At 63.4% G+C, this 22,375-nt stretch carries 18 protein-coding genes; 9 read left to right on the top strand and 9 right to left on the bottom strand.

Annotation, left to right across the window (positions count from 1 at the left end):
- Positions 1-15 precede the first annotated feature (15 nt).
- The 3 genes from PDMSB3_RS20600 to PDMSB3_RS20590 all read right to left on the bottom strand — a co-directional run bounded on the left by PDMSB3_RS20600 (position 16) and on the right by PDMSB3_RS20590 (position 2,564).
- Positions 16-219, bottom strand: a complete 204-nt coding sequence (locus PDMSB3_RS20600; RefSeq protein ID WP_007178697.1) for a hypothetical protein — start codon at positions 217-219, stop codon at positions 16-18.
- A gap of 521 nt (positions 220-740) precedes the next feature.
- A complete protein-coding gene (locus tag PDMSB3_RS20595; RefSeq protein WP_007178696.1) occupies positions 741-1,001 on the bottom strand; it encodes a hypothetical protein in 261 nt (86 codons plus the stop codon).
- 87 nt (positions 1,002-1,088) lie between these two features.
- Positions 1,089-2,564: a sigma-54 interaction domain-containing protein gene (locus PDMSB3_RS20590; protein ID WP_007178695.1), complete on the bottom strand. Its 1,476-nt coding sequence runs from the start codon at positions 2,562-2,564 to the stop codon at positions 1,089-1,091.
- Between the two features lie 313 nt (positions 2,565-2,877).
- On the opposite strand from PDMSB3_RS20590, the gene PDMSB3_RS20585 reads away from it, so the two are divergent.
- Positions 2,878-4,278, top strand: coding sequence for a GntP family permease (locus PDMSB3_RS20585; RefSeq protein ID WP_007178694.1), 1,401 nt, complete (start codon positions 2,878-2,880; stop codon positions 4,276-4,278).
- Between the two features lie 130 nt (positions 4,279-4,408).
- On the opposite strand, the gene PDMSB3_RS20580 is transcribed toward PDMSB3_RS20585, so the two are convergent.
- The 3 genes from PDMSB3_RS20580 to PDMSB3_RS20570 form a co-directional block, all read right to left on the bottom strand.
- A complete protein-coding gene (locus tag PDMSB3_RS20580; RefSeq protein ID WP_007178693.1) occupies positions 4,409-5,701 on the bottom strand; it encodes an MFS transporter in 1,293 nt (430 codons plus the stop codon).
- A 71-nt stretch (positions 5,702-5,772) separates the two neighbouring features.
- Positions 5,773-7,101, bottom strand: coding sequence for an MFS transporter (locus PDMSB3_RS20575; RefSeq protein WP_007178692.1), 1,329 nt, complete (start codon positions 7,099-7,101; stop codon positions 5,773-5,775).
- Between the two features lie 52 nt (positions 7,102-7,153).
- A complete protein-coding gene (locus PDMSB3_RS20570; RefSeq protein WP_007178691.1) occupies positions 7,154-8,428 on the bottom strand; it encodes a glucarate dehydratase family protein in 1,275 nt (424 codons plus the stop codon).
- Positions 8,429-8,639: 211 nt separating this feature from the next.
- Between PDMSB3_RS20570 and PDMSB3_RS20565 the strand changes: the two genes are divergently transcribed.
- Entirely contained in the window at positions 8,640-9,344 is a 705-nt protein-coding gene (locus PDMSB3_RS20565) for a GntR family transcriptional regulator (protein ID WP_165187566.1), read from the top strand.
- A 92-nt stretch (positions 9,345-9,436) separates the two neighbouring features.
- Positions 9,437-9,838, top strand: a complete 402-nt coding sequence (locus PDMSB3_RS20560; protein ID WP_007178689.1) for a RidA family protein — start codon at positions 9,437-9,439, stop codon at positions 9,836-9,838.
- Positions 9,839-9,860: 22 nt separating this feature from the next.
- Here PDMSB3_RS20560 and PDMSB3_RS20555 read toward each other — a convergent pair whose 3' ends face one another.
- Positions 9,861-13,358 (bottom strand): ATP-binding protein, encoded by a 3,498-nt coding sequence (locus PDMSB3_RS20555; RefSeq protein ID WP_165187564.1) that lies wholly within the window; start codon positions 13,356-13,358, stop codon positions 9,861-9,863.
- 300 nt (positions 13,359-13,658) lie between these two features.
- Here PDMSB3_RS20555 and PDMSB3_RS20550 point away from each other — a divergent pair, with 300 nt between their 5' ends.
- The 6 genes from PDMSB3_RS20550 (at position 13,659) to PDMSB3_RS20525 (ending at position 21,144) form a co-directional block, all read left to right on the top strand.
- A complete protein-coding gene (locus PDMSB3_RS20550; protein ID WP_165187562.1) occupies positions 13,659-15,353 on the top strand; it encodes a methyl-accepting chemotaxis protein in 1,695 nt (564 codons plus the stop codon).
- 608 nt (positions 15,354-15,961) lie between these two features.
- The gene (locus tag PDMSB3_RS20545) at positions 15,962-16,213 is read left to right on the top strand and encodes a hypothetical protein (protein ID WP_007178686.1); all 252 of its coding nucleotides are present in this window, start codon (positions 15,962-15,964) and stop codon (positions 16,211-16,213) included.
- A gap of 335 nt (positions 16,214-16,548) precedes the next feature.
- On the top strand, positions 16,549-17,541 hold the full coding sequence (locus tag PDMSB3_RS20540; protein ID WP_007178685.1) for a DedA family protein/thiosulfate sulfurtransferase GlpE: 993 nt from the start codon (positions 16,549-16,551) through the stop codon (positions 17,539-17,541).
- Positions 17,542-17,631: 90 nt separating this feature from the next.
- Entirely contained in the window at positions 17,632-19,362 is a 1,731-nt protein-coding gene (locus PDMSB3_RS20535) for an FAD-dependent oxidoreductase (RefSeq protein WP_165187560.1), read from the top strand.
- 155 nt (positions 19,363-19,517) lie between these two features.
- The gene (locus tag PDMSB3_RS20530) at positions 19,518-19,790 is read left to right on the top strand and encodes a hypothetical protein (protein ID WP_165187558.1); all 273 of its coding nucleotides are present in this window, start codon (positions 19,518-19,520) and stop codon (positions 19,788-19,790) included.
- A 103-nt stretch (positions 19,791-19,893) separates the two neighbouring features.
- Complete coding sequence (locus PDMSB3_RS20525; RefSeq protein ID WP_007178682.1) at positions 19,894-21,144, top strand: winged helix-turn-helix domain-containing protein; 1,251 nt, start codon at positions 19,894-19,896, stop codon at positions 21,142-21,144.
- Between the two features lie 20 nt (positions 21,145-21,164).
- Here PDMSB3_RS20525 and PDMSB3_RS20520 read toward each other — a convergent pair whose 3' ends face one another.
- Together PDMSB3_RS20520 and PDMSB3_RS20515 are read right to left on the bottom strand one after the other, a co-directional pair.
- The gene (locus tag PDMSB3_RS20520; protein ID WP_165187556.1) at positions 21,165-21,764 is read right to left on the bottom strand and encodes a LysE family translocator; all 600 of its coding nucleotides are present in this window, start codon (positions 21,762-21,764) and stop codon (positions 21,165-21,167) included.
- A gap of 230 nt (positions 21,765-21,994) precedes the next feature.
- Positions 21,995-22,252: a hypothetical protein gene (locus PDMSB3_RS20515; protein WP_007178680.1), complete on the bottom strand. Its 258-nt coding sequence runs from the start codon at positions 22,250-22,252 to the stop codon at positions 21,995-21,997.
- Between the last annotated feature and the right edge of the window lie 123 nt (positions 22,253-22,375).

Below are 22,375 nucleotides of genomic sequence, written 5' to 3'. Positions count from 1 at the left end.
GACCGTCACGGGCGTTCAACCTTTTTGCCGCTCCTCCAGCGCCGAAAGCGCGGCGTTGAGCCGCTTGACGCGGCTCGCCTGCGCCGGCACCCGCACCGCGCCGGAAACGGAATCAATGCGGCTGCGCCAATACGACAGCGGGATGCGGTCTTCAGCGGAGATATGCGAGATTACGTGTTCAAGATGTTCAATATCTTTTTCGAGTTGGTGATGATTCATTGCTTTCCCCGTATTACTCGTTGAACTATTTTCAATGCGTAAATCGAAGCATGAAACGTGCCGCATCGGTCTCTTTCTTATCTGAAACGGAAAATCCTTCCTGAATTCCCTTTGCGTAAACTCTGAGCCGGCAAAACCTGCTTGCCGCTTGAATCCCGAGCGCGTGAGAAAAGCATACTGCCACCAAACTTCGCGTTCCGTTAGGTTCCGCACCGACTTCGCTTAATGGTGAAAAGCGGAGGTTTTCGATTATGCCCGCACGCAGGAAATAATATGAAGCGCGTCATTAAAACTCATTACGCATAAAAGTTCGGAGCCAAACCTGCATTAGACGCACATCTTTATGACCGCCATGCGTTTATCGACCCGACCTTGAAGCGTGAATGAGCCCGTTTGGCGGTCGCGGGTGAAATCGACGGCGTGATGGAGACGCCCGCCAGCGTATTCGAGCGAGCAGCGGGCTGAACGAAGGAATGCCTGAGATGCATAACGCGCCGGCCTTGCGCGGCCGGCGCAGCCCGTTATTTCGCCCGGCAGGCGTAAATCAGGTTGAGCGTGCCGTTTTCGGTCGACTGGCGCACGACGTCGAATGCGCCGCCGCAGCTCGCGTTGGCCTGCTGCGAGCAGGAGTCGGAACCGGCCGGGCATTGCACCAGCGTCGTGGCGCGGCCGTCCGACAGGAACAACGGCGCGCTACTGCTGCAAGCGCCCAGCGCGACCACGGCGCCGATCGCCAGCGTGGCGCAGGCCCGGCGCGCGAAGGAGGAAAGACTGCGTTTCATCTGAAACCCCGATCACATCTTGTTTTTCGATCACGCGATTGTGCCACGCGGCAATTACGCTGCGTCACTCGACGTCGCCGAACGGGGTCAAACGCCGATGCCGTATGCCGCGATCTTCTTATAGAGGGTGGCACGGCCCATGCCGATCTGGCTGGCCGTCTCGATCACGCGACCGCCGTTGGCGCGTAAGGCGTCGGTCAGGAAACGCTTCTCGAAAGCCGCCATCGCGTCGCTCCACGAGGCTGGTTCAGGCGCGCCGGCTTGCGCATCGGGGGCTCGCGCCGGGGATAGCACATCGGGTGCCGCCTGACGACGATGCCCGCCGCCATGCGCCGAGCCGATAAACGGCGCCAGTGCCCGCCCGTCGATCCGCTCGCTGTCGGAAAGCATCACGGCGCGCTCCAGCGTGTTGCGCAATTCGCGCACGTTGCCCGGCCACCCATACGAACACAGCAGCCGCAACGCGTCGTCCTGCAATTCGAAGTGACTGGCGCCACTTGCCTGCGTCGACAGATCTTCGAGCATCGCATAGGCAAGCGCTTCGATATCGGACGTCCGCTCGCGCAAGGGGGGCGCGTGAATAGCCAGCACGTTCAGCCGGTAGAACAGATCCGCGCGAAAGCGCCCCGCCGCGACCAGCGCAGGCAGATCAGCCGAGGTTGCCGCGATGATCCGCACATCCGCGCGCACGATCCGGTTCGAGCCTAGCGGCTCGAACTCCTTGTCCTGCAGCACCCGCAGCAGCTTGCCTTGCAAAGGCAGCGGCATGTCGCCGATTTCGTCGAGAAACAGCGTACCGCCGTTCGCAAGTTCGAATTTGCCGACGCGCCCTTTGCGGTCCGCGCCTGTGTACGCGCCGGGCGCGGCGCCGAAGAATTCGACTTCGAGCAAGGTATCGGGAATCGCCGCGACGTTGACCGTCACCAGCGGCTGATTCGCGCGCGCCGAGCCGCCGTGGATGGCATGCGCGAGCAGCTCCTTGCCGGTGCCGGTTTCGCCGAGCAGCAGCACCGGCGATTCGAGTTGCGCCGCGCGGCGCGCCTGGCGCTTCACTTCGAGACTGGCCGCGCTCGTGCCGACAAAACTGCCGAACGTATATTTGGCCCGCCGCGCCTGCGCGAGCGACTGGCGCGTCGCAATCAACTCTTCCTGCACGCGCGAGTAGTGGGAAAAGAGCGGCGTGAGCGCCTTCAATTCATCGAAGAGCGCGAACCCGACGGCGCCGACCGTGGCGCCCGCGTCGTCCTTCAGCGGCAGACGCGTCACGACGAGCGGTTCGCGGTCCGTTTCCAGAATATCGAGCAGAATCGGTTTGCCGGTCTTCACGACCTCGCGCATCAGGCTGTTGGGAATCACGGCCTCGCAATCGCGGCCAATGGCCTGCTCCGGGTCCGAAAAACCGAAGCGCGCCGCATAGCGCTTGTTGATCCAGACCACGCGCGCGTCGGCGTCGACGATAAACGTGCCTTCGCTGAAATTTTCGAATGTGCGGAAGAGCGAATCCATCGCCCGGCGCAATACGTCGCCGTAAGTGGCAGGCAGGCCCGCCCAGTCGTTCATCATGCTGTCGCTGTCTCCGGCTACGTTTTATTATGTTTGTCTCATTTCGTAGACACAGCTTATCTCATCGGCGAGATCACCAGCAAGCCTATGGCATAAGGGTTTTACCTTGGTTTGGCCTATGTTCAGCTGATTTACGTCCCGTTCTGGAGACGTTTGGGTACAATCGGCCGCATCACGTTTCGAGCTTCGGGCCCGCGCAATCAGGCGGCCGGCCGTTGTCGCGTGCGTGGCACGGAACCTGCATTTGCCGGCGCCGTGCCGTCGCATCCTCGGGACGGCGACCATGTAGAACAACCAAGCTTTTGGAGACTCAATGTCCTTTGTCATCGTCCTCGCCGCACTGGCGTTTCTGATGTTTGCCGCATACCGCGGCTACAGCGTCATTCTATTTGCGCCTGTCGCCGCGCTCGGCGCCGTTCTGTTGACCGATCCGGCCGCCGTCGCGCCCGTTTTCACCGGCATCTTCATGGATAAGATGGTCGGCTTCGTGAAGCTCTATTTCCCGGTGTTCCTGTTAGGCGCCGTGTTCGGCAAGGTCATCGAACTGTCGGGCTTCTCGGAATCGATCGTGGCCGCCGCGATCCGCTATATCGGCCGCTCGCGTGCCAATGCGGTGATCGTTGCGGTGTGCGCGCTGCTCACCTACGGCGGCGTCTCGCTGTTCGTGGTGGTGTTCGCGGTCTATCCGTTCGCGGCCGAGCTGTACCGTCAAAGCAATATTCCGAAGCGCCTGATGCCCGGCGCAATCGCTCTCGGTGCGTTCTCGTTCACAATGGATTCGCTGCCCGGCACGCCGCAGATCCAGAACATCATCCCGACCACCTTCTTCAAGACGACCTCGTGGGCCGCGCCCGCGCTCGGCGTGATCGGCTCGCTGTTCATCATCGTGGTCGGACTTACGTACCTGGAATGGCGCCGCCGCTCGGCGATGGCGACCGGCGAAGGTTACGGCACGGATCTGGTCAACGAGCCGGAGCGCGTGGAATCGAAGCAACTGCCGCATCCGTTGCTGGCGGTTGCGCCGCTGGTTCTGGTCGGCGTCGCGAACTTCCTGCTGACCCGCTGGATTCCGAACTGGTACGGCGCGTCGTACACCATTGCGCCGGACATCCTGCCGGGCATCCACGCACCGGTCACCACGACCATCAAGGCCGTAGTCGCAATCTGGGCCGTGGAAGGCGCACTGCTCCTCGGTATCGTCATGGTCGTCATCACGGCGTTCAACCGCGTGCGCGAACGCTTCGCGATCGGCACCAAGGCTGCGGTGGCCGGCGCACTGCTGGCTTCGCTGAATACGGCGTCGGAATATGGCTTCGGTGGTGTGATCGCGGCGTTGCCGGGCTTTCTGGTGGTCAGCAACGCGCTGAAGAGCATTCCTAATCCGCTCGTCAATGCAGCCGTTTCGGTGAGTTCGCTGGCCGGTATCACAGGTTCGGCGTCGGGCGGCATGAGCATCGCGCTCGCGGCCATGTCGGACGTGTTCATCAAGGGTGCGGAAGCCGCGCATATCCCGATGGAAGTGCTGCACCGTGTGGTCGCAATGGCGAGCGGCGGTATGGATACGCTGCCGCACAACGGCGCGGTGATTACGCTGCTGGCGGTCACGGGCTTGACGCATCGCCAGTCGTATCGCGACATTTTCGCGGTTACCGTGATCAAGACAATGGCGGTCTTCTTTGTGATCGCTGTCTATTACGCGACCGGCCTGGTCTGATCCGGCGGAGTGGCGAGAACACCGGCGTTCAGGTTTGAAAAATCTGATCCCGGTGTTCCACCCACTGCCCTTGCACAGTAAGTTTTCGCCGGCGTCCATTCCTTTCGCGAGAACTTCAGCCGGGAAGACTCTATTGCTCGTGCAGCTTCACAGGCGTCATGCGTGGCATTAACAGATGAATGATGCCGAGCGCGACCAGATAAGCCGATGCACCCACAGCAAAGAGCACCCAATATTCGCCGGTACGCTGCAACGTCTCGCCGATGACGCCCGAGTAGAAGAACGAGCCGATCATCCCCGCCACGCCGCCGATACCGATCACCGTACCGACCATCCGGCGCGGAAACACGTCGCCGACAGTGGTGACAAGATTCGCCGACCATCCCTGGTGAGCCGCCGCGGCAAGGCCGACAGCAAAGACTGCGTACCAGAGGCTCTGAAAATGCGAAAGCGTGGCAATGGGAAGCACGCACACCGCGCAGACACCCATCGCGACCTTGCGTGCGACATTGGGTTTGTGTGAACGCTGCATCAGCCGGGACGACAGCCATCCTCCCGCCACACTGCCGACGGATGCCATCGTATAGATGACAATCAACGGCAGACCCAGATTGCCGATATCGATGTGCCTCGACTCATTGAGCCATTTGGGCAGCCAGAACAGGTAGAACCACCACACCGGGTCGGTCAGCAGTTTGCCGAAAATGAACGCCCACGTTTCGCGGTACTTCAGCACTGAAAGCCAGCTTACGGACTGCTCAACGCTTTCGTCCCGGTCCGAATTGATGTAATCCAGTTCGCCCTTCGATACCGATGGATGCTCCGCGGGAGGACGGTACACCAGCAGCCACACCGCCAGCCACACGAAACCGGTCGCCCCTCCCGCCACGAACGTGGCACGCCAGCCCCACATGACGGCGGCAATCGGCACGAATGCGGGCGCCACGATCCCGCCGATGGTTGCGCCCATGTTCCACAGACCCGTGGCCAGCGCGCGCTCCTTCTTCGGGAACCATGTGGCTGTGGTGCGGATGGCGACAGGGAAATTGGCCGCTTCGCCGAATCCGAGCAAACCGCGCACGGCCGCGAAGCCGGGCACGGTCGCCGCCACCGCGTGCAGCATCGCGGCCAGGCTCCACATTGCCATGGCACTGCCGTAGACCACTTTGGTGCTGATCCGGTCCGCGATCCGGCCGAACGTCGCGAGACCCACTGCATAGGCGACCGTGAACACCATCACCGTCTGCGCGTACTGCACCTGATTCCAGCCAATGTCTTTTTGCAGCAGCGGCGCGAGCAGCCCGAGCATCTGACGATCCATGTAGTTGATCGTCGTGGCGAAAAAAATCAGCGCACAGATGGTCCACCTGTATCGTCCGACGGCCGTTTGATCGGCGACGGAATGGGTTCCCAACATTTTCATCGTGTCTCCGCAAAGTTTGTATGAATCGAGCGATGTCATTAGTTGAAGTGATATCGCTGTCATCGCCCCGTCTATAGCGCGAGGGCGGATCGCTCCTCACGAGGCTTCATCCGGGAAAAGAAGACGATCCCGGCGGCCACCACGGACATCACGGCCAACCCGGTAAGCCCGCCTTCAATCGAGCCGGTCTTCTGCTCAAGCAGGCCGAAGGCCGCCGGCGCGACGAAGCCGCCGAGGTTGCCGATCGAATTGATCAGGGCCAACACCGCCGCGGAAATGCGCGCGTCCAGGTAGCCTTGAGGAATGGGCCAGAACAAGGCCGACGCGGCTTTGAAACCGATCGCCGCGAAGCAGATCGCGACGAACGAAAAAATCGGGCTGCCCTTGCCGGCCGCATACATGCCGAGCGCGGCGATCAGCAGCACGGACGCCACCCATGCCTGCTGGAACTTGAAGCGCGCCGCGAGCATGGCGAAGAAGTACATCGCCGCGATCGAGATCAGCCACGGGATCGAATTGAAGAGCCCGACCTGGAAATCGTTGAAGTGGCCCATCTTGCGGATGATGCTCGGCAGCCAGAAAGTCGCGCCGTAGATCGTCAGCGAAACCGAGAAATAGATCAGGCAGAAGATCAGGATCTGCGGGTCGCGCAGCAGACTCCACACCGACGGCTTGACGGCATGCACTGCATCGCGCAAGCGCTGCTCTTCCTCTATCTCGCCGATCACCGCGTCCTGCTCGGCGCGGTTCAACCATCTGGCGTCGCGCGGCGCCGAGTCGAGCCAGAACCAGATGAAGCCGGCCAGCACCACAGAGGCCATGCCTTCGATCACGAACATCCACTGCCAGCCGTGCAGGCCCCCGCCGCTGATCTGCATCAGCGCGCCGGAGATCGGCCCGGAGAGCACCGAAGCGAGCGCCGAGCCGCTGAGGAAGATCGCCATCGCCTTGCCTCGCTCGTCGCGCGGCAGCCATTTGGTGAAATAGAAGAGCACGCCGGGAAAGAAGCCGGCCTCGGCCGCGCCGAGCAGCAGCCGCATTGCGTAGAACGACATCTCGCCTCGAACGAACGCCATGCCGACAGCGGCCAGACCCCACGTGAACATGATGCGCGTGAGCCACATCTTCGCGCCGAAGCGCTGCATCAGCATGTTCGATGGCACCTCGAAGACCGCGTAGCTGATAAAGAAGAGCCCCGCGCCGAGGCCGTAGGCCGCGGCGCCGATGCCCAGATCGGCGCTCAGGTGCTGGCGGACGAAACCGATGTTCACGCGGTCGATATAGTTGACGATGAACATCGCGACGAAGAGCGGCAGCACGTGCCACTTGATCTTGCGCACGGCACTCGCCAGCGCGTCGGCTCGCTCCGGGCGGGCTGCGGCCGGGATGGATCTGCTCATGGGGTTGTCTCCTTGGGCGGCAATGCGCGTCGCATGCCGCCGTCCGCGCTGGTCAGAAGCGCGGGTTCTTGCCGCTGAAGCTCGGGTCGTACTTCTGCATCTGCTTCAGGTCGTCGCGATTGCGCACGCCGCACGAGAGATACTGGGCATGCAGTTCGGCCAGCCGGTCGCGATCGAGTTCGACGCCGAGACCCGGTGTGGTGGGCACGCGTACCGCGCCGTTGTCGAAAGTTACGCGGCCGCCCTTGATGACCTCTTCCTCCTGCCACGGGTAGTGCGTATCGCACGCGTAGGTCAGATTGGGGATGCTCGCCGCGACATGCGTCATCGCCATCAGGCTGATGCCGAGGTGCGAGTTGGAGTGCATCGACATGCCCAGATCCCACAGCTTGCACATGCGCGCGAGCGTCTGGGTCACGCGCAGGCCGCCCCAGTAGTGATGGTCCGAAAGCAATACCTTCACCGAACCCATCTCGGCGCCGCGGCGGAAATCGTCCATGGTCGTGATCACCATGTTGGTCGCGAGCGGCAATCGGGTGTGCTTCGCCAGTTCGGCCATGCCCGCGAGCCCCGGACACGGGTCTTCGTAGTATTCGAGCAGTTCGTCGAGTTCGGGGGCTGCCTTGATGCTCGTTTCGAGCGTCCAGTTGGCGTTCGGATCGAGACGCAGCGGCACGCCGGGGAACGCTTGATGCAGCGCGCGCATGCATGCGATCTCGTGCGCCGGCTCGAACACGCCGCCCTTGAGCTTGATGCTCTGGAAGCCGTACAGGTCGATCATGCGGCGCGCCTGCGCGACGATCTGCGTGGCGCTCAGGCCTTCGCCCCAAGCGTCGGGCGCGTAAGGCCTGTCGATATGCTCGGCGTACTTGAAGAAGAGGTAGGCGCTGTAGGGCACGGCGTCGCGAACCTTGCCGCCGAGCAAATCGACGATCGGCGCGCCGACTATTTGCCCCTGCAAGTCGAGCATCGCGACTTCGAGCGTGCTGATGACTTTCGGCGCGTTCTTTGCCGAGTGCGAGCCGGGCGCAAGCTCGAATTCGACCGCGCCGGAGCCCGGCTTGATCGCGGCTAGCACGCGCTTTTCCATCCGGTTGAGGTCGAACGGGGACAGGCCGATCACCAGCGCCTTGGCCTGCTCGAGCACGCGCAGCATCGGTTCATCGCCGTATGTCTCGGAGATGCCTACGCGGCCATCGCTCGTCTCCAGTTCGACGATGGCGCGCAACGCCCACGGTTCGTGGATGCCGGCGGCGTTGAGCAACGGGCCGTCGCGGAAAGCGATCGGAGTAATTCGCACTTGGGTGACGGTGATGTCACGAGTCATGGTGGCAATCCGGCAATTAAACGTGTTGAAGTCGATGGGCGCATGGTAAAGCACTAATGTATTAGTGCGTTAGTGGGGAAAATACCCAGAACCGCAGGCATGCAAAACGGCTGCACGATGACTGAAAGCGTATGGGCGTCGGCTATAGTATTAATATTTCAGCGGGTTGGAGCGGAGGTTCCGCCTGCGCTCACGCTTCTGTTTCCCTGCCATGAAAACCCATGCTTCCCCGTCGACGGCGACCCGGCTCGACCGGTCCCGCCATGCCGCGCCGCAGGTATTCGAACGGCTGCGCGAAATGATCCTGTCGCTCGAACTGGCGCCCGGCACGGTGCTTTCGCGCGCCGATCTGGCGACTCAGTACGGGCTGAGCCAGACGCCCGTGCGCGACGCGCTGATGAAGCTCGGCGAGGAAGGTCTCGTCGACATCTTTCCGCAGCACGCCACGGTGGTTAGCCAGATCAACGTGACTTCAGCGTTGCAGGCGCACTTTCTGCGCCGTTCGATCGAACTGGAAGTCGTGCGCACGCTCGCGGAACAACGCGATGCTGCACTGACGGGTCAGTTGCGCGCCACGATTGCCCGGCAGATGGAACTGCGCGACCTCAAGAACTATGAGCAGTTCTCCGTGCTCGACCAGGCCTTTCATCGGCAGATGTACGAGGCGGCGGGCGTGCCGCAACTCTGGGATCTGGTGCGCAGGCTGAGCGGCCACATCGACCGGCTGCGTCGCCTGCACCTGCCGGTGGAGGGCAAGACGATGGCGTTGGTGCGCGATCACACCGAGATCGTCGAGGCAATCGAAAAGGGCGATGTCGAGGCAGCGCAGGCGGCGCTGCGCAAGCATCTCTCGGGTACGCTGAACCAGGTCGATCAGATCCGCAACAGTCATCCGAACTTCCTGACCGACGACTGAATACGCTCCGAGAGAGATGGGCAAACGCCGTGCCGAGTTTTGATCGGTTACCTTGTCATCCCGACATTCGAACTTGCCCATTGCACCCACCCATGAGCTCAACCCCTTCTTTCTGGATGATCCCCTCGGCACCCACGCCGGTCGGCCCGTTTTCGCACGCTGCCGAAGCCGACGGTTGGGTCTTCCTGACCGGCCAGATGCCGACCTCCCCCACGGACGACGCCGCGCCGCTTCCCGAGGGTGTCGTCGCCCAGACCAAGCGCGTGATGGACAATCTCGTGCTGGTTCTCCAGGGCTTGGGCCTCGGCCTGCAACACGTGGTTGCCACGCGCATCTTCCTGACCGAGTTCAAGCGCGATTACGCGCCGATGAACGAAATCTACCGCGCCTACTTCCCGGCCGACGCGCTGCCCGCTCGGACCTGCATCGGCGTCACCGGGCTGGCGCGCGATGCGCTGGTTGAAATCGATTTCGTCGTCAAACGGCCGGTTTGATCCCGCCGTGGCGGGCGGCGGCTCAACGCGCCGGTTGCTCGTCGAGTCCGTAGTGATCGGATAAGGCTTCGTGCAGCGAGATGGCGCGTTCGTCCATCTCGGTTGTCCACTCGCTGTTGTCGGCGCATAGCCTTTGCAATTGCCGGCATTGGTCGAAAAACTCCGGCTCCCGCACGACCACGAACGCACCGCTCGCGCTATGCGCCCAGCCGGCCAATGCCCGCACGTCTTCTTCCTCGACGATGGCGAGTAACCTGGGCAGATCTTTCCGCAAATGCTCCCTGAGCATCGCGGTGTAGCGCGCCTTGTCGTCCGAGCTGAGCATGCTCGCTACGTTGGCAACAGGCGCCACGGAGTCGGCCGATGCCGACGTCGATGCCGCCTTGGCGCGAACCGCTCGCGCCGGCGCGGGCACCACCGCCAGCAAAGCCGCCTGTAGTTCACTCAAAGACGCCGGCTTGGAAACGTACCCGCTAAAGCCGCGCTCGCGCCAGCTTTGAACCTGCTGCTCTTCGGCTGCGGCGCTAAAGGCCAGCACCGGCAGCTCAGCATGCCGCTCGCGCAATACCGTCAGCAGCTCATGGCCATCCATCACCGGCATATGGATGTCGGTCAGCACCACCTCGAACGGCGCCCGTTCGAAGAGTGCCAGCGCGTGCTTGCCATCCGCGGCAATCGTGGGCACGCAACCGAGCTCGACCAGTTGCTCGGCGATCAGGTTCTGGATCAGCGGATTGTCTTCCGCGACGAGGACCGCAAGACCCAGTAACGCGGGATCGATCTCGACAGCAGGCGTCAAGGCGGAGACGGCCGCGGGCGCTTCCTCCGTCGCGGCGGAGGCGCCCTCGACGGCCAGCTCGATTGCCGTCAGACACGCGGTCCGGCTGAATTCACTCACTTCGAGTACACCCTGAGCGCGCGCCTCTGGCCGGGTCGGGCCACCGCTCGTGATCCACACCGCCCCGACCGCCTGCAACGCGCGCAAGCGGACAATCGCCTCAAGATCGTATTCACCGGACACAATCAACACCACTGGGCGATTCGCTTTCAACCACGCCTCTGCGCCGGCCAGCGACGTCACCGTATGGCTCGACCAGCCCGCTCGCTGAAGCCAGCCGTCCAGAAACTCGCCCGCCTGCCGCTCCGTGCAGAGCACGAGCGCCGTCCCGCGCCACGCGGGGATCGTGACCGGCGTGCGCTGATCGCCCGGCACCGCGACGAGCGGGATCGATACATGAAACACGCTGCCCACGCCGGGTACGCTTTCGGCGGAGATCCGGCCGCCCATCAATTCGCATAGCCGCGCGCAGATCACGAGCCCCAGACCGGTCCCGCCCGTTCCGCGCGACGTACCCAGCGCCCCTTGCACGAACGGCTTGAACAGACGTGCCAGCAGCTCCTCGCTCATGCCGGCGCCGGAGTCCGAAATCCTGCAGATGAGCGTCGGGCGGCCTTGCGGATCGTCCTTCACTTCCGCATACAGCGTGATCTTGCCGGAGGACGTAAATTTGAACGCGTTGCTCAGCAGGTTGTTGACGACTTGCGCGATGCGCATGCGATCGCCGATCAGGGTGCAGTCGAGCGTCGGCGAAAGCAGTGCATAGAAACGGACCGCGCGGTCCCCGCACAACGGCGCTTGAGAGAACGCGATATTTTCAAATTCGTCGATGGGCCGGAAGGGCTCGTTGGCCAGCAGCATCTCGCCCGCATCGATCTTGGAGAAGTCGAGAATGTCGTTGACGACGCGGCGCAGCGCGTCGGACGCGACACCCAGGGTCGCAAGCCGCTGCGAATGCGCCTCGAGACCGGGCGTGCGCGCGAACAGTTCGAGATTGCCGAGCAACGCGTTCAACGGCGTGCGGATTTCGTGGCTCATCGCCGCGAAGAAATTCGTCCGCGCACGCATCATGGCGTCCGAAGTCTGCTGTGCGTGCCGCAATTGCTGTTCGAGTAACGTCTGGGCGGTGACGTCGAGAATTGCGCAGAACAGCACGTTCTCACCCGCGTAGCGCGCGGGTGCATAGGTAAACTGCAAAAACCGCGCGGGCGTGCCGCTTTCTTCCGGCGGTGGCGAAGCCTGCGACTGCGGCCGTGCGGCCACAACGAAAACGGCGATCCGTGCAATCGTCGCGGCCGAAGGTTTGCCGGGCGTCTGCGCGAGGAACTCGCCCACGATATGCGGCGGCAACCGGTTGCTGCCCGGCTCGATACTCAGCAACTCTGCGGCCAGCGCGTTGGCGGTCAGAATGGAATAGTCGCTTTGGCGGACGACGCACAGACCGACCGGCGTCGCACTGACCAGCACGTGATTGATGGTTTCACTTTCCAGTGAGCGAGAGGTTTCGGCAAACGCATTGCGCAACAGCCGAAAGCCGAAATAGCGCGCCGTCAGCGCAACCGCCAGCAGGATCAACGCCGTGAGAGCGGCGATCACCGCGAGTTGCCAGCCAAGCGCGACGGCGAGCGCCCCCCACGGCAAATAGCCGACCAGGAAGCCGAACCCCGGCCCCAGCGGCTCATGAAAGATCACGCCTTCACGTCCGTAATGAAACACGTGAGACGGCGTCGAGGCCACTGTCTGTTGCAGCATTGTGCCGGTCTGCGCGCCGAGCGGCTTCGAGGACGCGATAATGCGACGATCCGCGGCCATCAGCAGTATCGTGCCCTCGTCGCCCGGCGGCGCGATGCGCCTCGCGAGCACGTCGAGCCGAATATTCATGCTGATGAGCGTAGTGGGCGTGCCGCCGTCGTAATAGACGCTCACAGCCGAAATCACCGGCACGTTCTCCAGCGGATCGAGATAGGGCCCAAGCCAGACGCGCTCGCCTTTGCCGGGCAGACGCCTGCCGGTTTGCGCTTCGAGCTGGCGTTCGAGCGTTTCGCGCAGCGTCCGGATGAGAGCCCGTTGCCGCTGGGGCACAGCGGACAGGTTCGCGGCGGCGGCCTTTCCCGCCACCGGTTGCGCGAGCGAAGGCAGGATCACGGCATAGTCTTCCTTCAGCCCGACCAGCGTGGCCCGTTGCTGCAACTCGAACGCCTGCTGGGTCGCAAGCGTCGACTGCGACGCTTCGTACAAACGGCCAAGCTTCTCGCCGAGTTGCGGCCCCCAGGCCGCGGTGGTGGCTTCGCCGACCAGCAAGTCGAAGCCGGCATCGATCCTGTCCACCTTGCCGCGCACGGCGCCGGTCCGGCGGATCGACTGCTGAACGGCATCCGGCGCGCTGCGCACCTGGGGAGCGGTGTAGTAATAATCGAACGTGAGCTCGACGCGTCGCGAAAACGACTCCTCCTGGTGCAGGAGAAGGGAGATGTCGGTTGCATTCTGCGAAGCGAAGGTGCGGCGATAGTCGAGTTGCGCGAGCCCGGCAACGACAGCCAGCACGAGTGCGAAGATCGCCACGATCAGCATGAGCGAACCGATTGTCGCCAGATAAGCCCGCTGCTGACGCTTTGCGTTCTGCGCGAGCGTGGCGAAAGCGAGCGCCAGGGACTCTTGTGTACGGTCGAGGATCTTCTGCATCAGCTCGCGTGTGTAGCGGATTCGTGCAGGCAGACCACTGCGGAATCGAGGGACGAACTACGTCTGCAGGCCTTATACGGGCGCAGTGTAGCCCTTTTGAAGGTATCGCGCGACGCATCCGGCACCGTTTCGCGGGGCCGCCCCGGCACATATCAGACAACCTTGCGTTAAGGGCCCAGAGCCCCTTAAACCTGAATTGTTTACTGGGAAACCCTCAAGCCGGAGGGCTTAAATGCCGTTAATCCTTGCGACCAAGTAAGCATTGCGCGCACGTGCGCGTCTGCATCAGCAAGGAAAGCCATGCGCAACAACCAGCCTGTCACCGGGCACGAGTACGAGTACCCTTCGTTACAGATGCTTGTTTCCGCGACCGACCTGACCGGCCGCATCCAGTACTGCAATCCCGCCTTCATCGCCGTCTCGGGTTTTACGCGCGACGAACTGATCGGCCAGCCGCACAACCTCATCCGTCATCCGGATATGCCGCGCGAGGCATTCGCTGACATGTGGGCGACGATCCGCGACGGCCGTCCGTGGACCGCGCTCGTGAAGAACCGCCGCAAGAATGGCGACCACTACTGGGTGCATGCCAACGTCACGCCGGTGGTCGAGAGAGGCGCCGTTGTCGGCTATCTGAGCGTGCGCGTGAAACCGGAGCGTGACACGGTACGCGCCGCCGAGGCGCTGTACGCGCGCATGCGAACGGGCGAGGCGCGCGGCATCAAGCTGCGCCGCGGCGTGGTGGTGCGCACCGGCCTGCTGGGGCGTCTGCAGGCGCTCATGCGCCTTCCTGTCGCCACGCGCGCGGCAGCCGGCTACGCGATCACGTCGCTCGCGCTGCTGCTGACCGGACTCGCGGCATGGCAAGGCGCGCCGCCTGCGCAGTTCTGGATTGCGTTCGGCGTGACCACCGCAGTCGGCCTCGTATCCTGGCAACTGTTGAAGCGGCAACTCGCCGCGCCGATCCGCGAGATGTCCGGGTTCGCCACGCGTCTCGCCGCGGGCGATCTGACCGCCGATCTGCACATCGCGCGCCACGACGACCTCGGCGAAGTGCTCCAGGCACTGAATCAGTTGAAGGCGAATCTCGCGGCAATCGTCTACGACGTGCGTGCGCAAATCACCGGCATGCTCGACAACGCGCGCGAAATTTCCAGCGGCAATGTCGATCTCGCGCGGCGCACGGAGTTGCAGGCGGCATCGCTCGAGGAAACCGCCGCCACCATGGAACAACTGACCACCACCGTGCAGGCTAATGCCGACGCGACCGTGCGCGCGCTCGATCTGGCGAGAGACGCGCAGGCGGCGGCCGCGGTCGGCGGCAAGATCGCGGGCCAGGTCGAGCAGACCATGGCCGGCATCACGGCGGCGTCGCAGCGTATCGCGGACATTACCAGCGTGATCGACGGCATCGCGTTCCAGACCAACATCCTTGCGCTGAATGCGGCCGTCGAAGCGGCGCGAGCAGGCGAAGCAGGCCGTTCGTTCGCCGTGGTCGCGAGCGAAGTGCGAATGCTCGCGCAACGCTGCGCGGCGTCGTCGAAGGAAATCAAGTCGGTGGTCGAAGCGAGTGCGACCGAAGTCGCCGCAGGCACCGAACTGGTCGCGCGCACCACCTCGCAAATGCGTGTGATCGACGAAGCGGTGGGCCGCGTGTCGTCGATCATCGTGGACGTGGCGAATGCCAGCAGCGAACAGGCGGAAGGGATTCGTCAGGTCAATCAGGCGGTCTCGCATCTGGATGGCGCCACGCAGCAGAACGCCGCGCTCGTCGAACAGGCGGCGGCCACCGCGCAGCGTCTCGCGGAACAGGCCGATGTGCTGGATGAGGCGGTGCGTCTGTTCAGCGTCGCGCACGCCGCGCCCGCGCAACGCGCCAGCGCGACGCGCCCTCAGGCGCTCACGTCCGATGCCGCGCAAACCGCCGACATCAAGCGACGCAATGTGCCGGCCGTCGCACGCGATCTGGAGCATGACGAAGCCACAATGATCTGATAGATCGGCGTTACTCCCACCTCGACAGCCCGCTATTGGCGCAGCAGGATGGAACCCGTCAGCGCCCAGTTGGTTGCAAGGGCAGGCTGACCCAAGTAACAACGGCGTTTAGCAGCCCGTCCTTCTCACGGACGGGCTATTTTTTTGCGGACGCAGTTGGTTGCATGACTGTCGAGCCGGGTCGAACCGCTACGCCTTCGACGCGCTGACCCGCTGCAACGACGCGCTCACCATTTTCGGCAACGAATTGCCCTGTCCACGCGCAGCCTGGCTGCGGGATGCACAAATGCGGAGCGACGAGCCACGGCTCGCGTGCTTCCTTTAATCGCCGCACGCGTCAACAGCATGACAGTCATGGAGAAGATGCGCACCGCCACGGGGCACGAAAAATGCATCCGTCGTTGCCGGGAGTCGCGTTAAACTGGTTGTCACGGCGGGACGTCACGCCGCGCATTGCCCGGCGAGCCGCGCCAGTCAACGCGCCTGGCCGCGTACGGCACGCCGGCAAGTGAACGGGCAAATGCGTAAAGCGTGACTGCGGTGCGACAGACGCCGCACTATCCTGCCCGTACAATGGTTCGATCAACAACGGAACAAGGACAACTTCGATGCGCACTACCGGGTCCTCCGGGTCAATGGCCCTGCTCACCGAATACGACGACGCAACGGCGCGCGAACTCCGCTCGCTGCGCCTCGAATCGACAGAAGACGGCAAAGGCATTCTTTTGATCGAAGTCGATGAGCGCAAGCCAGGCATACACCGCGAAGTGCGCTACGAAATCACGCCAGCCGAACTGATTGCCGCGATTCGCGCGCACGGCGCCGAACTGCCGGGCGAACAGCACAACCACCGTCAATAACAGAGGTCACGCGGCATTCGCACTTGAGTGCGAATGCCGCGTGTGAGCATCGCCGGTCTTTAGTTGCTTGCCGAGAGGGCGTCTAGGGGACGTCAATCGGGCATTATTTCCGCATTAGCATGCGGCTCGGATTTCAAACCTTTTCGCGTTGTTCGAATTGCGCTCCTGATGCGCTTTTCGAGCGGTTCATTGTGCCCGCAATAGCGCTTCCAACGGCCGAATAACGGGCGTCTTTTCAAGGCGTTTGCACGTCTCGAAAATGCGTCCATAATCCTTGCATTCTCCTTTGCATTCCCTACCTGCGCCGCGCCCGAAAGGGCTGCGGATGTAAGCCGATGCTACATGATCTCGTCGAGCAATATGGGCCGGCGCTCGTCTTCGTGAACGTCCTCGCCGCCTCGATCGGGCTGCCGGTTCCGGCGATGCCGTCGCTCGTGCTGTTCGGGGCGATGGCGGCCATGCATCCCGGTTCCGTGGGCACACAGTTGGCGCCGGTGCTCATCCTGTCGATCTTCGCCACGCTGATCGGCGACAGCGCGTGGTATTTCGCCGGCCGCATGTACGGCGGCAATACGCTGAAAGCGATTTGCCGCCTGTCGCTCTCGCGCGACACCTGTGTGAAGAAGACCGAACGCTTTTTCGGCCGCTGGGGCGTGCGCGTGCTGGCCGTGGCCAAGTTCGTGCCGGGCCTGTCGATCGTGTCGATTCCAATGGCCGGCGCAATGGGCACGCGCTACCGCACGTTTCTCACCTACGACAGCATCGGCGCCGCGTTGTGGTCCGGCACGGGCCTGATTATCGGTGCGTTGTTCGCGCGGCAGATCGACATGCTGTTCGCCCTGGCCGGGCGCCTCGGCCGCACAGCCGCGCTGGTCGCCGTCGCGCTGCTGCTGGCGTATGCGGCTTATCGCTGGATACGCCGGCGCCAGTTGATCGCGAAGCTCGCGTCCGCGCGCATCGAAGTCGACGAACTGGCCGCGCTGGTTAAAGCCGGCAACACGCCGGTGCTGTTCGACATCCGCTCGCACGAGAAGCGCAAGCTCGATCCATTCGTGATTCCGGGCTCGCAATTCGCCGACGAGCGGCAACTCGACGAGATCGTCGCGAGCTATCCGCGCGATCAGAAGTTGGTGATCTACTGTTCCTGCCCGAATGAGATTTCCGCGGCATGGATGGCCAAGCAATTGAACGAAGCCGGCTTTTCAGACGTGCTGCCGCTGCGCGGCGGCATGGAAGCCTGGCGCGACTCGGGCAAGCCGGTGGAATCGCTGCCCGACATGCCGCCGCCCGAAGTGGCGGTCGAAGACGTCGCGCCGAAGGCTGTGTAGCGCAAGCAGCGCACTTGCATTCGCGCCATTGGGCGCCGCGCCGCTTCGCCTCCCGTTCGATCCGTCAATGAACACCGAAGGAGCGGTTCAATGCTTTCGACTCAAGAAGCTGAAGGACAACAAGGGGAAGTGCAACAGCAAGCCGTCGTCGCCGACGCGCCGTTTTCATCTCTCTCCACGCGCATGCATCAGATGTTCCCCGCGCTGACCTGCGCGGAGATCGATCGCCTGCGGCGGTTCGGCGAGATCGGTCAATGGAAAGCCGGTGAACTGCTGTTCGAAACCGGTTACACCGGTCCCGGCATGTTCGTGTTACTCGAAGGACGCGTGAAGGTGTATCAGCGCGACGGCATCGGGCGTGAAGTCCTGATCGGCGAGCATGGCGCAGGGCATTTTCTCGCCGAAGTCGGTCAGTTGTCGGGACGACCGGCGCTGGTCAACGGCATGGCGCTCAGTTCGGTGGAGGCGTTGCTGATTCCGCCGGAAGGACTGCGTGCGCTGATCGTCGCTGAAGCGGAACTCGGCGAGCGCATCATGCGCGCGCTGATCCTGCGGCGCGTGTCGCTGATCGAAAAGGGCGCCGGCGGCCCGATCCTGATCGGCAACAGTAACGATGCGCGGCTCGTCATGCTGCAAGGCTTTCTGTCGCGCAACGGCCATCCCCATTCCGTGATCGACGAACGCGACGAAGACGCGCTGCGTCTGATCGAGCAATTCGCCGCGCAAAAAGAAGACATGCCGCTGGTGATCTGCCCGGACGGCTCGGTGCTGCGTCATCCGAGCATGCCTGAACTCGCCACGTGCCTCGGCCTGCTGCCCGATCTCGACGATGCGCATGTGTACGACGTCGCGATCGTCGGTGCCGGGCCCGCCGGGCTTGCCACCGCGGTGTACGCGGCCTCCGAAGGTCTGTCGGTGATCGTGCTGGACAGCCGCGCGCCGGGCGGCCAGGCCGGCGCGAGTGCGCGGATCGAAAATTATCTCGGCTTTCCGACCGGCATTTCCGGCCAGGCGCTGGCAGGCCGCGCCTTCGTACAGGCGCAGAAATTCGGCGCGCACGTCGCGATTCCGGTCAACGTGAAGGCGCTGCATTGCGCGGAGCGGCCGCATCGGCTGGAACTGAAGTGCGGTGGACACATCACGGCGCGCGCCATTGTGATCGCGAGCGGCGCGGTCTACCGGCGCCCGGCGCTCGAAGGGCTCGACCGTTTCGAGGGGCGCGGCGTCTACTACTGGGCGTCGCCCGTCGAAGCGAAGCTGTGCAAGCGCCAGGAAGTGGTGCTGGTAGGCGGCGGCAACTCGGCGGGTCAGGCGATCGTCTATCTGGCGACGCATGCGGCCAAGGTCCACGTGCTGATCCGGCGCAGCGGCTTTGAAGCCACCATGTCGCGCTATCTGATCGACCGGATCCGCTCGTTGCCGAACGTGTTCGTCCATCCGAATTCGGAGATCGGCAGGCTGGACGCCGACGAAACCGGTTTGTCATCGGTCAGCCTGAAAAAACCGTTGCCCGACGGCACCGATCATTTCGACACGCGTCATCTGTTCCTCTTCACCGGCGCGGACCCGAATACCGACTGGCTGCGCACCTGCGGCGTGGAACTCGATGCCAAGGGCTTCGTGCTGACCGGCACGAGCGCCGAAGGCGCGTCGGTCTGCGATCTCGCCACCACGGTCGAAGGCGTGTACGCGATCGGCGACGCGCGCGCCGGCTCGACCAAGCGGGTGGCGGCGGCCGTCGGAGAAGGCGCTGCCGTGGTTGCCCAGATCCATCAGCTGCTGGCGGTTGCCGCGGGCGATGCAGTCCCGCTCGACGCCTGAACGAACGTCCGCTAAACCGCCGCGACCGCCCTTGCGGCCGGCGTCCGGTGGCCGTAAGGGCGGGTAACCTGCCGTTACACAAGCCTTCAACTCGTTGCACCTGTCTTGCTTTCTGTCTCGTAATATTGATGTCAGCCATTCGACAGGAGACAAGCATGTTCCAACGCGCGATCGTTCTCGCCGCCATCGGCCTTGCCGCCGCCTGCGCCTCGACTGCCGCCTCGGCCAAGGTGGACGTCGGCGTATTCGTCAACACGCCGGGGCCGGTGTACGCCGCGCCGCCGGTCTATGCGCCTCCGCCAGTCGTATACGCGCCGCGACCGGCCTACGGTTACGGCTACCGGGACGATTACTATCGCGGCCGCCGCTGGCATCACGATCATGGCCGTCATCGCGGCTGGGACCGGCATCACGGCCGCGGGTGGTAACGGCATGTCTGGCGGCTTCACGCTACAGTAACGGCTGCTGATCCAGGCCGGACCTTGTCCTTGTGTCCGCTCCCATCGCAGTCACTTACTGATCCACATTCGCGTGAAGACTCTTCCGCTTTCCGCCGCCCGAACCCTGCATCTGGCCGCGCAAGGTTTGCTGACACCGCCGCGCCGCAAAGCCGTCAAGACCGACGTGCTCGACGCGATCGGCCGCATGGCGCAATTGCAGATCGACACGATCCATGTGGTCGCGCGCAGCCCTTACCTCGTGTTGTTCAGCCGGCTCGGCGCTTATCCGCAGCAATGGCTCGACGAGCATCTCGCCGAAGGCAAGCTGTTCGAGTACTGGTCGCACGAAGCCTGTTTCGTGCCGACCGAAGACTACGGGCTGCTGCGCCATCGCATGCTCGATCCGAGCGGCATGGGCTGGAAATATGCGGCCGAGTGGCACAAGAAGCATCGCAAGGACATCGAGAAACTGCTCGCGCACATTCGCGCGACCGGTCCGGTACGCTCGGCGGATTTCGCCCGCGAGGCGGGCAAAGGCAACGGCTGGTGGGACTGGAAGCCGGAGAAACGCCATCTGGAAGTGCTGTTCGCGATCGGACAATTGATGGTGGCCGAGCGACGCAATTTTCACCGCGTCTACGATCTGACCGAACGCGTGCTACCGGATTGGGACGACGCACGCGATCTGCCGCCTGCGCACACCGTAACCGAAGAAGTGTTGCGCCGCACCTGCCGCGCGCTCGGTGTCGCGCGCGCCGATTGGGTCGCAGACTACTACCGCTTGCCGCGCCGGCCGTACCGCGACGAACTGCATGCGCTCGCCGACCAGGGCGAACTGATTCCGGTGCGCGTGGAGGGCTGGAAGCAGGACACGTTCGTCCACGAGGACTTCGCCGCAATACTCGACGATGCCGCGAGCGGCAAGCTCACCTCGACGGTGACCACGGTGTTGTCGCCGTTCGATCCGGTGGTGTGGGACCGCAAGCGCGCCGCTGCGCTCTTCGACTTCGACTATGCGATCGAATGCTATACGCCCGCTGCGAAGCGCAAATACGGTTACTTCGTGTTGCCGCTGCTGAGCCGTGGGCGTCTGGTCGGCCGCGTGGATGCGAAAGCGCATCGAACCCAAGGTGTGTTCGAACTGAAGTCGCTGCACATCGAACCGGGCGTGCGACTAAGCGCCCGTCTTGCCGGCGATCTGCGCCGCGCGTTGCAACGCTGCGCGGATTGGCACGGCACACCGCAACTGGAAATCACCGCCGCGCCGCCGGAATGGCTCGACGCGCTAAGCGTAGACGACGTCTCGAATGAAGTCCGCTTGCGCGCCGGCGTGGCTGCCTGAATGCGGAATTATCGCCGCGCTCAATGCAGCGCCGCCCACGCCAGCGACAGGGAAAACACGCCGAGCACAATGGAAGCGCCGCGCTGCACCTTCACGGGATTCAGCCAGGTGAGCCTGCCGCTGCCGAGCGCCGCACCGAACGTGATCCACGCGAGCGCGATCGGCACCACCAGGCACGCGAACATCAGCATTGCGAACACGTAGGCCGGCAGTTGCGCGAAGGCAATAGCCGGAAAGATCGTGCCGGCGAACAGCAAGCCTTTCGGATTGAGCAGCGTCGCCACGAACAACGTGCGCATGCCGCTCGCCTGCTGCGCCGAGTCAGGCAACGCGACTGCCGCGCGCCACATGTCGACGGCGAGATAGGCGATATATAAACCGGCCGCCACGCGTACCAGCGAGGGCAACCAGGGCAGCGCATGCGCCGCCTTGACGAGGAAATGCCCCCACACCGAGATCGAGATGAAATAACCACCCAGTTCGGCGGCGATCAACGGCAGCGAGCGCCGCACGCCTTGGCGCAAGCCGGCTGCGGCAAGCAGCGTATTGGTAGGCCCGGGCGTAATCAGCACGACGACAATGCCGAGGGCCAGCAACGCGATAGCAGACGCTGAGAGCATAAAAAAGGCGCAATGTTGGAGACAGTGCGCCTTTTTATCATAGACAGGGTGCCGCCGAAATGCAGCGGCTAGAAGTGGCTAGAAGCAGCTAAAGACGGCGGTGAGTCGCAACGACAATTCGCCGCCGCTTTGCCGTCACGCCATGCAATGGCAGCGGCCTTGCCACATCGGCAAGCATGCCAAGACGAATCGCGCCACCCACAAGCCACACCAGCGGCGCGCCATCGCCTTTAGTGGTCCAGCTTCGCGCGTAATTCGCGAGCGGCTTCCAGCAATCCCTCGTAACCCGAGCGCGCGTGCTCTGGCAGATCGGGGTCGCCGACAAACGTGCCGAGCGTTTCGATCAGGCTATATAGAATGCCCTTCGCGGCACCGGTTGCAATGCTGCCTGAAGATACCTGCTGATCCACATGGCTGAGCGCTGCGTCGAGGTGCTCCAACTCGGGCCGGTCGCCGGTGGGCGGTTTGGGCGTTACGTCTTGCGTCATGATGAAACTTCGCTCCTGTTGATGCATTGGTGAACAAGCCGTCCTTTCACGTCGTTATATACCGATCGTGCGTTGCCGTCTATTCGTGATCGGGGCGAACGCGAGCGACGTTAGGCGCCCATC

This window comes from Paraburkholderia dioscoreae, assembly GCF_902459535.1.
Taxonomy (GTDB): Bacteria; Pseudomonadota; Gammaproteobacteria; order Burkholderiales; family Burkholderiaceae; genus Paraburkholderia; species Paraburkholderia dioscoreae.
This window is presented reverse-complemented; position numbering and strand designations above follow the sequence as displayed.